Origin of the sequence: Streptomyces sp. NPDC101166 (assembly GCF_044768125.1) — a bacterium.
Classification (GTDB): Bacteria; Actinomycetota; Actinomycetes; order Streptomycetales; family Streptomycetaceae; genus Streptomyces.
The window spans coordinates 107,973-122,931 of sequence record NZ_JBIWPF010000011.1; the positions used below are offsets into that span (position 1 = coordinate 107,973).

Here is a 14,959-nt window from a genome sequence, read left to right on the forward strand (position 1 = left end):
GAAGTTGGAGCAGCCCGTGACAACGCCGGACATAGCAGCGCGGCGCGTACTGGGGGCGTGTGCCGCCCTCGTGGTCGGCGCCCTGACCCTCACCGCATGCGGTGGCACCGCCAAGGCCGACAACGACGGCGCGGGGGGCAAGGGCGGCAAGGACTCCGCCAGGACGGCGACCGCGAGGATCGCCATCTCGGCCGCGGACGGCTCGACGGGCGCGTCGATCAACTCGACGGGGGTGACGGTGAGCGGCGGGGAACTCACCGCCGTGAAGATGACGGTGGCGGGGTCGGGGAAGGCGGTCGAGGGGTCTCTGGCGGCCGACGGCAGGAGCTGGAAGCCGAAGGAGCAGCTGGAGCGCGGGACGAAGTACGAGATAGCGGCGAGCGCGAAGGACGCGAACGGCAAGACGGTGACCGCCGGTTCGTCCTTCACCACGGTCACCGCGGCCGGCAGCTTCATCGGGTCGTACACGCCGGACGGCGGGACGACGGTCGGCGTGGGGATGCCGGTGTCGTTCACCTTCGACAAGACGATCACCGACAGGAAAGCCGTGCAGTCCCACATCACGGTGACCTCCAGCAGCGGGCAGAAGGTGGTCGGGCACTGGTTCGGGTCGCGGCGGCTCGACTTCCGGCCGCAGGAGTACTGGAAGGCCGGCTCCAAGGTCACGATGAAGATCGACCTGGACGGGGTGCAGGGCGCGAACGGCGTCCGTGGGGTGCAGAAGAAGACGGTCAGCTTCACCGTCGGACGTTCCCAGGTGTCCACGGTGGACGTGAACACGCAGATGATGACGGTCGTGCGGGACGGGAAGACGCTGAAGTCGGTGCCGGTCTCGACGGGCAGCGCGGAGTTCACCACCTACAACGGGCAGATGGTGATCTCGGAGAAGTCCACGCAGCTCCACATGGACAGCAGGACGGTCGACCTCGCCAACGCCTACGACATCCCGGACGTGCCGCACGCGATGCGGCTGACCACGTCGGGCACGTTCGTCCACGGGAACTATTGGTACAAGGGTGAGCCGCCGTTCGGCCGGGTGGGCACCAGCCACGGCTGCGTGGGGCTGCGGGACGTTCGGGGCGCGCAGGGCGACACGCCCGCCAAGTGGTTCTACGACAACTCGATCGTCGGGGACGTGCTGATCGTCGAGAACTCCCCCGACAAGCCGGTGGCCCCGGACAACGGGCTGAACGGCTGGAACATGGCGTGGAGCGAGTGGACGGCCGGCAGCGCGGTCTGACACGGCGGGGCGCCGCCGCCGTGCAGGACATGGCGGCAGCGCCGGACCGCGCGCACGCGGGCCGTGCGCCGGGCCGCGCGCCCGGACCGCCGGTCGGCGCGTGCCACCGTTCCGGTGGAACGGGGTCCTGACCGGCGGTTTCTGACGGATCGTCGGGCGGGGCGGGAACATCTCGCGTGGCCCCGACGTTTTCCCGACGGACGTTTTCTCGGTTCCTGGACATGATGTCCGGCCGAGGGGCTACGGTATGCACCCACAAGGTGACATGCAGCGACGCCGGGAGAGACCTTGAGCGTTCCGTACGAGACGGAAGCGCACGGACCAGCAGAGTCGCCCGAGACTCCGGAGGAGCATCTCGCGCGGCTCCTCGGCCGTGCCCTGAACTCGTTCGAGCTGCCCGACGACACGATCAGGCGGCTCGACTGCGCACTGGCGCATGACAGCTCGCTGCACTCCGCGCACCACAGCGCGGGGCTGCACCGCGAGACGTACCGGCACACCTGGCTACTGGCCGACGGCTGTGCGCTCACGCTGTGGGAGCTCGTGCACAACCCTCAGCCGGGCAGCGAGCCGCAGCACGAGGTGTATGTGGACGAGGAGGAGCTGCGCGCCGCCACCGCCCGGCTGCCGCTGCCGCCGGACACCCCGGACTTCGAGCTGCCGGTGCTGGTGCAACTGGCGCCGATCCCCGCGCCGCGGCATGTGTACGTGCCGGACGACTCGGCCGACCACGCACGCCGGTTGCTGCGCCGCGCGGAGAACGCCGACCGGCCCGGCCCGGACACGGCGACGCTGCTGACGACGGCGTTCGCGCACCAGATCACGCAGGCGTTCGGTCGCCCGTGCCGTGCCGGGCGCATCGGCCTGGGCTTCGCGTTGTACGAGCACGCGTTCCTGCTGCGCGACGGCCAGGAGATCTCCCTGTGGGAGGTCGAGCACACGGCGACGCCCGACGGGCGGCACATGTGCGAGGTGTATCCGTCGGAGGCGGCGGCACGTGAGGCAATGGAGCGGCGGGCGGCGCAGGTGTCCTGAGCGCCGCCCGGTGTGAGCCGTCCGCCCGGCGGCCGGCTCAGCCGTCGCCGTCGGTGAGCCGTCGTACCAGGTCCGTGAAGGCGGCCTGTTCGGCCCGGGTCAGTTCGACGGCCTCCAGGTGGGGGCGGCCCTGTCGCTGACGCGGCATGCCCGAGAGCGAGGGAAGGTCCTGCGGCGCGGCGGGATCAGCGGGGCGTGCGGCCGCGCCCCGGCGCCATCCGTCGGAGTTGAGGCGCAGACTGTCCGCCCTGGAGCTGCGCACGCGCCGGGTGCGCCCGTCGGGGCGGGCGGGACGCGCACGCTCCCCTGAGCGCCGTAGGCGTCGCCCTCCCGTCCCGCCGCCGCTCCGGCCCGTCGGGTCGCTTCCCGTCGTGCGTTCGCCCGTGCCCGCGCGGTCGCTCGCACCGGTGGGGTCGTCGCCGCCCGTGCGGTCGCTGCTCGCCCCGTCCGTCGCGGCGGAGGCTCGTGCGGCCGGGCCGGGGCGGCCTCGGCGCAGGAGGCGGAAGAGGACGAACAGCCAGGCGGCGAGGACGAGGGCCAGTGCGGCCACGCTCGCCGTCTGGTGGATCGAGAGGGCCTCAGGCATGCGCACAGTACACAGCAAGATCCGGGATTCGGTATCGAATCGTGATCTATCTCGCAGGCAGTGCGGTGGACGCCTCGAGCGCCCCGTTCGGCGGGCGCGTGGGCACACGGAAACGGCCGGTCGCGGCCCTCCCTCACGGGTCGGGGCCGCGACCGGCCGATCGTGTCAGCCGAGTGGCCGGTACCGCTCGCCGCGGCTCACGCCGCGACCGGCTGCTTCTCCTGCGCAGTCGGGGCGGCCGCGCCGGCGTCCTGACCGGCGGCGGAAGCGCCGGGGGCCGTCTTGCGCAGGCCCTTGAGGACGACGACCAGGGCGGTCGTGACGCACACGCCGGCGGCGATGGCGACCAGGTAGAGGACCGCGTTGCCGATCAGCGGGACCACGAAGATGCCGCCGTGCGGGGCGCGCAGCGTCGCGCCGAAGGCCATCGACAGGGCGCCGGTCACCGCGCCCCCCGCCATCGAGGCGGGGATGACGCGCAGCGGGTCGGCCGCGGCGAACGGGATGGCGCCCTCGGAGATGAAGGAGGCGCCGAGGACCCAGGCGGCCTTGCCGTTCTCGCGCTCGGTCTGGGTGAAGAGCTTGCCGCGCACGGTGGTGGCCAGGGCCATCGCCAGCGGCGGGACCATGCCGGCCGCCATGACCGCGGCCATGACCTTCATCGCCGAGTCGCTGGGGTTCTGGACGGCGATGCCGGCCGTGGCGAAGGCGTACGCGACCTTGTTGACGGGGCCGCCGAGGTCGAAGCACATCATCAGGCCGAGCAGGATGCCGAGCAGGATGGCGTTGGAGCCGGTCAGTCCCGCGAGCCAGTCCGTCATGGCCTTCTGGGCCTGGGCGATGGGCTTGCCGACCACGACGAACATCAGGAAGCCGACGATCATCGAGGAGATCAGCGGGATCACCACCACCGGCATGATGCCGCGCAGCACCGGCGGGATCTTGATCCGCTGGATGGCGAGGACCACGCCACCGGCCAGCAGACCGGCGACCAGGCCGCCGAGGAAGCCCGCGGCGATGGTGGAGGAGATCATTCCGCCGACGAAGCCGGGGACGAGACCGGGCCGGTCCGCCATGCCGTACGCGATGTATCCGGCGAGGACGGGGATGAGGAAGCCGAAGGCGACGCCGCCGATCTGGAACATCAGGGCGGCCCAGCTGTCGACCTGGGTCCAGGAGAAGTGCTCCGTGACCGCGGGCGCCTTGCTGATCTCCCAGCCGCCGATCGCGAACCCGAGGGCGATCAGCAGACCGCCCGCGGCGACGAACGGGACCATGTAGCTGACGCCCGTCATCAGCCACTTGCGCAGCTTGGTGCCGTAGCCGTCGCCGGACTCCCCGGCGCGTTCGACCGGCGTGCCGCCGCCTGCGGAGGCGCTGACCTCGCCGCGCTCGGCCTTGCCGCGGACCTCGGAGATCAGTTCGGCCGGGCGGTTGATGCCCGCCTTCACACCGACGTCCACGGTGGGCTTGCCGGCGAAACGGTCCTTCTCGCGGACGGGCACGTCGTGGGCGAAGATCACGCCGTCGGCGGCGGCGATGACGGCCGGGTCGAGCCGGGTGAAGCCGGCCGAGCCCTGCGTCTCGACGACCAGCTCGACGCCCGCCTCACGGCCGGCGTTCTCCAGCGACTCGGCCGCCATGTAGGTGTGCGCGATGCCGGTGGGACAGGAGGTGACGGCGACGACGCGGAAGGGGCGTTCGGCACCGGTCCCGCCGGGGGCGTCGCTCGGAGCCGGTGCGGGCGTGGTGCTGCCCGCCGTGGCGTCGGCGGAGGCCGCCGCCGACGCCACGGCGGCGTCCTGGGTGGGCTCACCGGCGGTGCCGGTGGTGCGGCCGGAGTCGGCCGCGGTGTCCGTGACCGACTCGCTGTCCGTGCCGGCCGCCGGCTCTTCGCCGCGGATCAGCGCGGCCGCGGCGCCCGCGTCCCGCACCGACCGCAGTGCGGAGGTGAAGTCGGCGTTCATCAGCTGACGGGCCAGGGAGGACAGGATCGTCAGATGGGCGTCGTCGGCGCCGGTCGGGGCGGCGATCAGGAAGATCAGGTCGGCGGGGCCGTCGGGCGCGCCGAAGTCGATGCCGTCGGCGGTGCGCCCGAAGGCGAGTGTCGGCTCGGTGACGTGGGCGCTGCGGCAGTGCGGGATGCCGATGCCGCCGTCGAGGCCGGTCGGCATCTGCGCCTCGCGGGCGGCGACGTCGGCGAGGAAGCCGTCCAGGTCGGTCACCCGGCCCTGGGCCACCATGCGCTCGGCGAGGGATCGCGCCGCCGCTTCCTTGGTATCGGCGGACAGGTCGAGGTCGACCAGGTCCGCGGTGATCATGTCACTCATCGCGGGCTCCTTCGCACGCGTATCGCCCGGAGCGTGGGGTGGGCGGGGGTGGGGACGGGGGCGGAGAGGGGGGAGACGGAGGGGAAGGGCGCGGTGGAGGCGGGGCGGGGGACCCCTCGCCTCCGCGGTGCGGCACAGCGGCTCAGGTCGCCTCGCGACCCGTTGCCCTGCTGCCCGCCCGGAGCGGCGAGTAACACATCCGCTCGCCATCCCCGCCCAGAGCTTGTTTCGAACCGGACGGCGACGGGGGCCTCGGTCGTGCCCTGCGGTGCGCTCATGACACCGGCTCCTTCAGTTCGCGGTCTGTCGGAAGTTCCGCCGTGACCGTCACCGCCGCCAGGTCCAGATCGGCCGGGGTCGGCATCACGCTGCCGGGGAGCTGGACCGCGGCCGCGCCGTGCGCGACGGCGGAGGCGAGGGCCTGCGGGCCGCTGCCGCCGGCGATGAGGAAGCCGGCGAGCGAGGAGTCGCCGGCGCCCACGTTGCTGCGGACGGCGTCCACCGGCGCGGAGGCGAACCAGGCGCCCCCGTCCTCGACCAGCAGCTGCCCGTCGGCGCCCAGGCTCGCGAGCACCGCGCGCGCCCCCATCTGCCGCAGTTCCTCAGCCGCCTTCACCGCATCGCCCACCGTCGCCAGCGGCCGCCCGACGGCCTCCGCGAGCTCCTCGGCGTTCGGCTTCACCACGTCGGGCCGCTCGCGCAGCGCCTCCAGGAGGGCGCGTCCCGAGGTGTCCAGCGCGATGCGCGCTCCCCCGGCGTGCGCCCGCGCGACGACATCGGCGTACCAGGACGGCGCGAGGCCCCGGGGCAGGCTGCCGCAGCAAGCGATCCAGTCGGCGTCGTGCGACTGCTCTCGCACCGTCTCCAGGAGCAGTTCCTGCTCGGCGGCGCTCAGCTCCGGGCCGGGCGCGTTGATCTTCGTGAGCACCCCGTCGGACTCGGCGAGCGCGATGTTGGAGCGGGTGGCCCCGGCGACCGGCACCGGTGCGACCTCGATGCCCTGCGCGTCGAGCAGATCGGCGACGAGCGCGCCCGGCGCGCCGCCGAGAGGCAGGACCGCGACCGTGCGCCGTCCGGCGGCGGTCACGGCGCGCGAGACGTTGACTCCCTTGCCGCCGGGGTCCATGCGTTCGCCGGTGGCGCGGATGACCTCGCCGCGCTCCAGCGACGGGACCTCGTACGTGCGGTCGAGGGACGGGTTGGGGGTGACGGTGAGGATCATGCGCGCACTACTTCCGTGCCGCCGCGCTCGATGGCGGCGGCGTCGTCGGGGCTCAGCCCGCTGTCGGTGATCAGCAGGTCCACGTCGCTCAGGTCGCCGAAGCGCGCGAAGTGCTCCTGGCCGTGCTTGGCGGAGTCGGCCAGCAGCACCACCCGGCGGGCCGCCGCCATCGCCGCGCTCTTGACGGCGGCCTCGGCCAGGTCGGGCGTGGTCAGACCGTGCTCGGCGGAGAAGCCGTTGGCGGCCACGAACAGGACGTCGGCGCGGATCTCGCCGTACGCGCGCAGCGCCCAGGCGTCGACGGCGGCGCGCGTACGGTGCCGTACGCGCCCCCCGACCAGGTGGAGCTGCATGCCCGGGTGATCCGCGAGGCGGGCCGCGATGGGCAGGGAGTGCGTGACGGCGATGAGCGAGGCCTCCAGGGGGAGCGCGGCGGCCAGGCGGGCGATCGTCGTACCGGCGTCGAGGATCATCGTGCCCTCGGACGGCAGTTCGGAGAGGGCCGCCTTGGCGATGCGGTCCTTCTCGTCGGCGGAGGTGCTCTCGCGCTCGGCGAGGTCCGGCTCGAAGTCGAGGCGTCCGACGGGTATGGCGCCGCCGTGGACGCGGCGGACGAGGCCGGCGCGGTCGAGGGCCTTCAGATCCCGGCGGATGGTCTCCGCCGTGACCTGGAACTCCTCGGCGAGCGACACGACGTCCACACGGCCGCCGTCACGGGCGAGCCTCAGGATCGCCTGCTGTCGCTCCGGTGCGTACATGTCCGCTTCGCCTCCGAGTCATGCCCGAACGTGTGGTTTCTACAGGGAGGCTACGCCCGGCTTTCAGGAAAGTAAACAGGTTCGGACTCGATTCGGGCATGAACGGACTTCGCGGCCACGTCGTCGCAGGGCCGCGCACACGCCGAAGGGCCCGGCGTCCCACGCCGGGCCCTTCCTCGGAGACCTCGTTCAGCCGACGAGTTCGGACGCCGCCTGCTGACCGGGCAGCTTCCCAGCGGCGGCAGGCTGCTCGGCGGCAGGCTGCCCGGCCGCCTCCTCGGCGCCCTCTCCCCCGGCCGCCGCGTCCGCGCCTTCCACGTGCTGCGCGGGCCGCTTCGGCAGGGCGAACATCAGCAGGAAGATCGCGCCCATCACCGCGGCCACCCAGCCCAGCGCGTAGCGGAAGGCGTCCGCGAACTCCGGGCCCACCTGGGCCGGGGTCAGCCGATCGCCGATCCGGCCGAAGAAGACCACCGCCACCAGGCCCAGACCGAGCGCGTTGCCCATCTGTTGCACGGTGTTGATCAGCCCGGACGCCGACCCGGCGTGCTCGCGCGGCACCCCGGACAGCACCGCGTCCGTCAGCGGCGCGACGATGAGACCCATGCCGACGCCCATCACGACCAGCGGCGGCGCCATCTGCCAGGACGTGATGCCGAGGCCGTAGCGCGCGGACTCCCAGATGTAGAGCAGGACGCCGAGGGCCAGGGTCAGCGCGCCCGCCTGGAGCACCTTGCGGCCGAAGCGCGGAACCAGCTTCTGCACGGACAGACCGGCGGCAGTCGAGACGGCGAGGGAGAACGGGACGCCGGTCAGTCCGGCGCGCAGCGGGGTCCAGCCGAGCCCCTCCTGCATGTACAGCGTCCACACCAGGAAGAAGATGCCGAGGGCGACGCCGAAGACGAGCTGGACCGCGATGCCGGCGGCGAAGCTCTTCACCCGGAAGAGGGAGAGCTCGATCAGCGGAGAGCCGTCCCGCGCGCCCTTGCGCCGCTCGTACGCGACCAGCGCCCCGAAGACGACGAGCGCGCCGGCCATCGAGACGTATCCCCACAGCGGCCAGCCCAGCTCACGCCCGCGGGTGAGCGGGTAGAGCAGCATCAGCAGACCCAGTGTCACCAGCGCGACGCCGACGAGGTCGAGCTTGAGCGCCCTCGGCGCGCGGGACTCGGTGATGAAGCGGCTGCCGAGGATCAGACCCGCGACGCCCACGGGCAGGTTGATGAGGAAGATGGGCCGCCAGCCCAGTCCGAACAGGTTCCACTCCGTCAAAAGCGCGCCCAGCAGCGGTCCGGAGACCGCGCCGAGACCCACGACCGCGCCGAAGAGCCCGAACACCTTGCCCCGCTCGTGCGCCGGGAAGGTCGCGTGCACGATCGACAGCACCTGCGGGACCATCAGCGCCGCCATGGCCCCCTGCAGTATGCGGGAGGCGACGAGCATCTCCGGGTTCGCGGCGAATCCGCACAGCGCGGAGGCGAGGGTGAAACCGCCGATGCCGACGAGGAAGAGCCGCTTGCGGCCGTGGATGTCGCCGAGACGACCGCCGGTGACGAGACCGGCGGCGAACGCGAGCGCGTAGCCGGCGGTGATCCACTGGATCTGGCTCCAGGACGCGCCAGCCTCCTGCCGGATGGACGGAATGGCGATGTTGACGATCGTGACGTCGACGAGGTCCATGAAGGCCGCGGTCATCACGATCGCGAGGGCGAACCAGCGGCGGCGGTCCCCGGCGCTCGGGGGTGTGGACGTCGGCGGTGTCTCGGTGGAAGTCATGTCCTGAAGACTAGGAGCCCACTAGGTCAGATCATGTCCTAGTGGTGCGGCATCCTCGAAGGCATGACGACGGACACTCCGGCACGGCTGCTGCAGCTCCTCTCCCTCCTCCAGACGCCCCGCGAATGGCCCGGCGGCGAGCTCGCCGGCCGGCTCGGGGTGTCCCGGCGCACGGTCCGGCGCGACATCGACCGGCTGCGCGAACTGGGCTACCCGGTCCAGGCCACGATGGGTTCGGACGGCGGGTACCGACTGGTCGCCGGCAAGGCCATGCCGCCGCTCGTCCTCGACGACGAGGAGGCGGTGGCGATAGCGGTCGGCCTGCGGGCCGGCGCCGGACACGCGCTGGAGGGCGTGGACGAGGCCTCGGTGCGGGCGCTGGCCAAACTGGAGCAGGTGCTGCCGGCCCGGCTGCGCCACCGCGTCTCCACCCTGCAGGCCGCGACCACCCCGCTGACCAGCGGCGACGGCGCGAGCATCGCCCCTGAGACGCTGACCGTGATGGCGTCCACGGTGGCCGGCCATGAGCGGCTGCGGTTCGCCTACCGGGCGAAGGACGGCACGCAGTCCCGCCGTCTGACCGAGCCGTACCGGCTGGTGTCGACCGGTCGGCGCTGGTACCTGGTGGCGTACGACCTCGAACGGGAGGACTGGCGGACCTTCCGCGTCGACCGGGTGCGCGACCCCTTCGCCACCGGCGCCCGCTTCACCCCCCGGGAACTGCCGGCGGGGGACGCGGCGGAGTACCTGCGCCGCTCGATCCACCGCCGCCCGGACACCCGTGAGTACACGTACGACGTCACGTTCGCGCAGTCGGCCGAGTTCGTCACGGCCCGGCTGCCCGCCTGGCTCGTCTCGGCCTCGGAAGTCGGCGACGATCCCGACGAGGGGGCGCCGGGCGGCTGTCGCCTCCGTGGGGTCACCAGTGACCCGGTGGAATGGGTGGCGATGCGCCTGGCCCTGGTCGGCTGCGAGTTCACGGTCCATGGACCGGGTGAACTCATCCAGTGCGTGCGGGAGTTGGGCGGGAGACTGGGCAGGGCGGGGACGGGTCCGCAAGGGTAGGGGCTTGGGGCGTGGGGAGCTGGGCGTGAACACCGCGGGTGGGGCGTCGAGTTCACCCGGCGACGGCGGTCAGTGACCCTCGCCCCAGCCGATGCCGCGCAGCTTCTCCAGGTTGCGCAGGGCCAGTTCGGCCGGGCCCTGCGGACCGGTCGGCGGGTGGTCGCCCCTGGACCAGCTCTCCACGGCCACCCTCACCGCGGCGTCGGCGATCGCAGCGGTGAACCGCTCGTCGGCGGTCAGGCCGGTGACGTCACCGGCCTGAGGGGCGCCCTCGCGCCGCTCCCGCAGGATCTGCGCGAGCGTCTCCTCCGAGGTGTGGCAGACCTCGGCCCAGACCTTGCCCAGGGCCGGGCTGCTCGCGGCGAGGCGGATCAGGGTGCGGGCCCATTCCCAGGACGCGGCCGAGACCCCCTCGCCGGGAGTGAGGGTGTGCCGCACCGCATGTTCCAGCGCCTGCGGCAGGGGCAGTTCGGGCGGGGCGTCACGCACCGCGTCCGCCCAGCGCCGGGCGCCCTCCGCGTAGAGGGGCGCGACGGCTTCCTCCTTGGTGGCGAAGTACCGGTAGAAGGTGCGGGGAGCGATGCCCGCCGCGCCGGCGATGTCCTCGGCCCGGGTGGCTTTGAGGCCGCGGCTCACGAAGAGGCGGGCGGCCGCCCGGGCGATCTCCATCCGTGTCGCCGCTTTGCGCCGCTCGGTCAGCGAGGTCGAGGCCGAGACCGGGGCGGGGGTGGAACTGGTCACAGTTGCAGGCTATGCCCCTGTGACACAATCTGCCATTCAGGCGGGCCACCCCGGGGTTCAGGTACGGGGTGACCCGCCCTTCGGCATGTCCAGGCGTGGGCGGGAGAGCCGAGCGCGCGTGACCGGGGTGAGAAGAAGGCCGGGCCCGGCGCCTTGGGGGGGGAAGGCGCCGAGGCCCGGCCTGGGGCAGTCCCGCCGCCGGGGGGGTGCGTCGGGACGTGGTCCGAAGGGTCCTTGCGTGTGGCATGCGAAGCAGACGCTCGGCGCGAACCGAGGTGCGGCGCAACCACGTGGTCGTCTCATGGCTTCGGGGTCCGGTGGATCCGAACTCCCGTGCCTTGAATTCTTGTTCCCCCGGTGTCACCGGTTAAGCGGCGTTGTATCGCCATGTTCGCGCGGGACTTCGGCCACAGTGCGCGCGAGGCGGCTCACAGCTCGTCCACGCGGCGGCGCGGCGCCGCCCGCGAGGAGCGGCGCACACCGTGTCCACGGTCTCCATCGCGCCTTGACGATGACCGCACCGGTCCGTTCGGCTACGCCGCCGCCTCGAACCCGGTGGACCGGGCCAGCTTCTTCAGCTCCAACAGGGCGTGCTTCTCGATCTGGCGGATGCGCTCACGGGTCAGGCCGTGCTGCTTGCCGACCTCCGTCAGGGTGCGCTCCCGGCCGTCCTCGATGCCGTAGCGCATCTTGATGATGGAGGCCGTGCGCGGGTCGAGGCGGTCGATCAGGCCGTCGAGCTCCTCGCTGCGCAGCAGCGTCAGAACGGACTGCTCCGGCGAGACCGCGGAGGTGTCCTCCAGCAGGTCGCCGAACTGGGTCTCTCCCTCGTCGTCCACCGCCATGTTCAGCGAGACCGGGTCACGGGCCCAGTCGAGCACGTCGATGACGCGCTCCGGCGTGGAGCCCAGCTCCTCGGCGATCTCCACGGGCTCCGGGTCACGGCCGTTCTCCCGGTTGAACTCACGCTGGACGCGACGGATGCGGCCCAGCTCCTCCACCAGGTGGACGGGCAGCCGGATCGTGCGCGACTGGTCCGCTATCGAGCGCGTGATCGCCTGGCGGATCCACCAGGTGGCGTACGTGGAGAACTTGAAGCCCTTGCGGTAGTCGAACTTCTCGACCGCGCGCACCAGTCCGGCGTTGCCCTCCTGGATCAGGTCGAGCAAGGGCAGGCCGCTGCGCGGGTAGCGGCGGGCGACCGCGACGACCAGGCGCAGGTTGGAACGGATGAAGACGTCCTTGGCTCGCTCCCCGTCGGCGACGAGGGCCTCGAGCTCCTCACGGGAGGCGTCCGCCTTGGACTCCTCGTATCCGTCGAGAACCTGTCGCGCGAACACACCCGCCTCGATGATCTGCGACAGCTCGACTTCCTTTGCGGCGTCGAGCAGTGGTGTGCGCGCGATCTCGTCGAGGTACATGCCGACCAGATCGCGGTCGGCGAGCTCCCCGCCGTGGACGCGAACACTGCTTGCCGCGCCGGTCTCGCCGGTGGCGGACTGACGACGGGCGACGGCACGGGTTGCCATGCGTGCTCCCTTGCGATGGTGGGTCAGCGGGTGGTCCGTAGACGCTCGGCACTCTTCTCGTGTGCCCGGCATCCGATGGAAACAACGACTGGAATCAGGACAGAATTCCCAACCCGCCCCACGAATTTTCTGATCATGCAGTACCCTGTCCGGCCACGCAGGGAGGCGAGAGGATGTCGGACCGTACAGAGGTGCAGGTCAGACCGGGAGTCGAGGCGGACCTCGAAGCCCTCACAGAGCTCTACAACCACTACGTACGTGAGACGCCCATCACATTCGACACGGTGGCCTTCACGGTGGAAGAGCGCCGCCCTTGGCTGCTCTCCCACCCTGAAGACGGGCCGTACCGCCTGATGGTTGCCGTGGACTCCGGTTCACAGGAGATTCTGGGGTACGCCACGTCCAGCCCCCACCGCCCGAAGGCCGCCTATTCGACGTCGGTGGAGGTGACGGTCTACGTCGCCGCGGGGGCCGGCCGTCGCGGTGTCGGCACCCTCCTCTACAAGGCGCTCTTCGAGGCGCTGGCCGGCGAGGATCTGCACCGCGCGTACGCGGGCATCGCACTGCCCAACGAGGCGTCCACCCGTCTGCACGAACGCTTCGGGTTCCGCTACATCGGCACCTACAAGGAGATCGGCCGCAAGTTCGGCAGGTACTGGGACGTGGCCTGGTACGAGAAGGAGCTGTGACGGCACGGGTCGGCGCGGCGCGGCACGTCGGGGCAGCGCTCCAGCCGGGGCGGCGGGGCGCGGCGCTTCCGGCAGCGCATCAGCTGGGGTGCGTAGCGCGGCGGCTCCGGGCGGCGCTCCAGCCGAGGCGGCGCGGCCCGGCGATCCCGGGCGACGCTCCATCCGAGGCGGCAGGGCGCGGCCGTTCCGGGCAGAGCATCAGCCGGGACTGCGCGGCGCGGCGATTCCGGACAGCGCCCTAGCGGCGCGACGGTTCCGGGCGGCGCCCCAGCCGAGGCGGCAGGGCGCGGCCGTTCCGGGCAGTGCATCAGCCGGGGCTGCGCGGCGCGGCGATTCCGGACAGCGCCCCAGCCGGCGCGGCACGGCCCAGCGATTCCGAGCAGCGCCCCAGCCGGCGCGGCGCGACGGTGTCGGGCAGCGCCCCAGCCGAGGCGGCGCGGCGCTTCAGGGCGGCGCTTACGCCAATGAGGCATGGCGCGGCGGTTCCGGGCGGTGTTCGGCCGGGCCGCGTGGCGCGGTGCCCCTCTGCGCACTCAGCCGAACTGCACCGACCGCTTGGCCAGGCCCAGCCAGAAGCCGTCGATCACCGACCGCTGCGACCCCAGCTCACCGACCGCGTCCGCGGCGCCCATGGTCACGAACAGGGGGGCGAAGTGCTCGGTGCGCGGATGGGCGAGCAGGCCCGCCGGGGACTTGCGGGTGAAGTCCAGGAGCGCGTCGACGTCCCCCGCGTCGAGCGCCCGCCGCCCCCAGTCGTCGAACTCGGTCGACCAGCCCGGCACGCCGCCGCCGGTGTGGCGCAGGGCGGCGAGGTTGTGGGTGAAGAAGCCGGAGCCGACGATCAGCACGCCCTCGTCCCGCAGGGGCGCGAGCCGGCGTCCGATCTCCATCAGCCGCACCGGATCGAGGGTCGGCATGGAGATCTGCAGCACGGGGATGTCCGCGGCCGGGAACATTTCGACGAGCGGGACATACGCGCCGTGGTCGAGACCGCGGTCGGGGATGTCCTGGACAGGCACACCGGGGGCGCGCAGCAGCTTGCGCACGCTCTCGGCGAGCTCGGGCGCGCCGGGGGCGCCGTAGGTCACCTGGTAGTAGTGCTCGGGGAAGCCCCAGAAGTCGTAGACCAGGGGGACGGTCTCCACAGCGCCGAGGGCGAGGGGGGCCTCCTCCCAGTGGGCGGAGACCATGAGGATCGCCTTGGGGCGGGGCAGGTCGGCGGACCAGGCGGCGAGCTCACCGGGCCAGACAGGGTCGTCCGCGAGGGGCGGGGCGCCGTGGCTTAGGTACAGGGCGGGCATGCGCTCCCGCTCCTGCGGGACGGCGCGTTCCTGGGCGGCGGGGGCGGACATGGCGGTGACTCCCTCCGAGGGCCGGGGCCCTCAACAGCTTTGCTTGAAGTCTAAACTTCATCTCCATCTCACTGTACGCACCACTTGTTTAAGTTTCAAGGACGAAGCCCGTACAGTGGAGTACATGAAGACGGCTGCCGCACCCGCTGAAGAGCCCCAGTGGCTCACCGCAGAGGAGCAGCGCATCTGGCGCTCCTACCTGCACGCCACGTACCTCCTCGAAGACCACATGGACCGCCAGCTCCAACGTGACGCGGGGATGCCGCACGTCTACTACGGGCTCCTCGTCAAACTCGCCGAGGCCCCCCGCCGACGGTTGCGCATGACCGAGCTGGCCATGCAGGCGAAGATCACCCGCTCCCGCCTCTCCCACGCCGTCGCCCGCCTGGAGAAGAACGGCTGGGTGCGCCGCGAGGACTGCCCCTCCGACAAGCGCGGCCAGTTCGCGGTGCTGACCGAGCAGGGACTGGAGATGCTGAAGAGCGCCGCGCCGGGCCATGTGAACGCCGTACGCAACGCGCTCTTCGACCGGCTCACCCCGGAACAGCAGAAGTCCCTCGGCGAGATCATGGAGATCATCGCCGAGGGACTGCAGCCCAATGAGGCGGGGGCGGACCTGCCCTGGCTGAGGTGAGG

At 72.2% G+C, this 14,959-nt stretch carries 13 protein-coding genes; 5 read left to right on the forward strand and 8 right to left on the reverse strand.

Translation table 11 applies throughout. From position 1 onward, the window contains the following. Positions 1 to 16: 16 nt before the first annotated feature. Together ACIRS4_RS20550 and ACIRS4_RS20555 are read left to right on the forward strand one after the other, a co-directional pair. On the forward strand, positions 17 to 1,240 hold the full coding sequence (locus tag ACIRS4_RS20550) for an Ig-like domain-containing protein (RefSeq protein ID WP_404197733.1): 1,224 nt from the start codon (positions 17 to 19) through the stop codon (positions 1,238 to 1,240). 288 nt (positions 1,241 to 1,528) lie between these two features. Then, positions 1,529 to 2,275, forward strand: a complete 747-nt coding sequence (locus ACIRS4_RS20555) for a DUF6227 family protein (RefSeq protein WP_404197736.1) — start codon at positions 1,529 to 1,531, stop codon at positions 2,273 to 2,275. Positions 2,276 to 2,312: 37 nt separating this feature from the next. Here the strand turns inward: ACIRS4_RS20555 and ACIRS4_RS20560 are convergent, their stop codons facing one another. The 5 genes from ACIRS4_RS20560 to ACIRS4_RS20580 form a co-directional block, all read right to left on the reverse strand. Beyond that, positions 2,313 to 2,861 (reverse strand): hypothetical protein, encoded by a 549-nt coding sequence (locus ACIRS4_RS20560; protein ID WP_404197740.1) that lies wholly within the window; start codon positions 2,859 to 2,861, stop codon positions 2,313 to 2,315. Positions 2,862 to 3,058: 197 nt separating this feature from the next. Beyond that, complete coding sequence (locus tag ACIRS4_RS20565) at positions 3,059 to 5,191, reverse strand: fructose-specific PTS transporter subunit EIIC (protein ID WP_404197743.1); 2,133 nt, start codon at positions 5,189 to 5,191, stop codon at positions 3,059 to 3,061. Positions 5,192 to 5,465: 274 nt separating this feature from the next. Beyond that, on the reverse strand, positions 5,466 to 6,413 hold the full coding sequence (pfkB, locus tag ACIRS4_RS20570) for a 1-phosphofructokinase (RefSeq protein WP_404197746.1): 948 nt from the start codon (positions 6,411 to 6,413) through the stop codon (positions 5,466 to 5,468). Next, positions 6,410 to 7,171: a DeoR/GlpR family DNA-binding transcription regulator gene (locus tag ACIRS4_RS20575; protein ID WP_130442264.1), complete on the reverse strand. Its 762-nt coding sequence runs from the start codon at positions 7,169 to 7,171 to the stop codon at positions 6,410 to 6,412. The genes pfkB and ACIRS4_RS20575 overlap by 4 nt, the downstream gene beginning before the upstream one ends. A 189-nt stretch (positions 7,172 to 7,360) precedes the next feature. Beyond that, on the reverse strand, positions 7,361 to 8,947 hold the full coding sequence (locus ACIRS4_RS20580; protein ID WP_404197749.1) for an MFS transporter: 1,587 nt from the start codon (positions 8,945 to 8,947) through the stop codon (positions 7,361 to 7,363). 63 nt (positions 8,948 to 9,010) lie between these two features. On the opposite strand from ACIRS4_RS20580, the gene ACIRS4_RS20585 reads away from it, so the two are divergent. Further along, a complete protein-coding gene (locus tag ACIRS4_RS20585) occupies positions 9,011 to 10,012 on the forward strand; it encodes a helix-turn-helix transcriptional regulator (RefSeq protein WP_404197752.1) in 1,002 nt (333 codons plus the stop codon). A gap of 69 nt (positions 10,013 to 10,081) precedes the next feature. Here ACIRS4_RS20585 and ACIRS4_RS20590 read toward each other — a convergent pair whose 3' ends face one another. Next, positions 10,082 to 10,681, reverse strand: a complete 600-nt coding sequence (locus tag ACIRS4_RS20590) for a TetR/AcrR family transcriptional regulator (protein WP_404198133.1) — start codon at positions 10,679 to 10,681, stop codon at positions 10,082 to 10,084. 605 nt (positions 10,682 to 11,286) lie between these two features. Further along, positions 11,287 to 12,282 carry an RNA polymerase sigma factor RpoD/SigA gene (locus ACIRS4_RS20595; RefSeq protein WP_404197755.1) on the reverse strand — a complete coding sequence of 332 codons (996 nt, stop codon included), beginning with the start codon at positions 12,280 to 12,282 and terminating at the stop codon, positions 11,287 to 11,289. A gap of 173 nt (positions 12,283 to 12,455) precedes the next feature. Here ACIRS4_RS20595 and ACIRS4_RS20600 point away from each other — a divergent pair, with 173 nt between their 5' ends. Then, positions 12,456 to 12,971 (forward strand): GNAT family N-acetyltransferase, encoded by a 516-nt coding sequence (locus ACIRS4_RS20600; RefSeq protein ID WP_404197758.1) that lies wholly within the window; start codon positions 12,456 to 12,458, stop codon positions 12,969 to 12,971. A 533-nt stretch (positions 12,972 to 13,504) separates the two neighbouring features. Here the strand turns inward: ACIRS4_RS20600 and ACIRS4_RS20605 are convergent. Continuing rightward, positions 13,505 to 14,272, reverse strand: coding sequence for a dioxygenase (locus ACIRS4_RS20605; RefSeq protein WP_404198136.1), 768 nt, complete (start codon positions 14,270 to 14,272; stop codon positions 13,505 to 13,507). 175 nt (positions 14,273 to 14,447) lie between these two features. Here ACIRS4_RS20605 and ACIRS4_RS20610 point away from each other — a divergent pair, with 175 nt between their 5' ends. Continuing rightward, positions 14,448 to 14,957 (forward strand): MarR family winged helix-turn-helix transcriptional regulator, encoded by a 510-nt coding sequence (locus ACIRS4_RS20610; RefSeq protein WP_130442254.1) that lies wholly within the window; start codon positions 14,448 to 14,450, stop codon positions 14,955 to 14,957. Positions 14,958 to 14,959 lie beyond the last annotated feature (2 nt).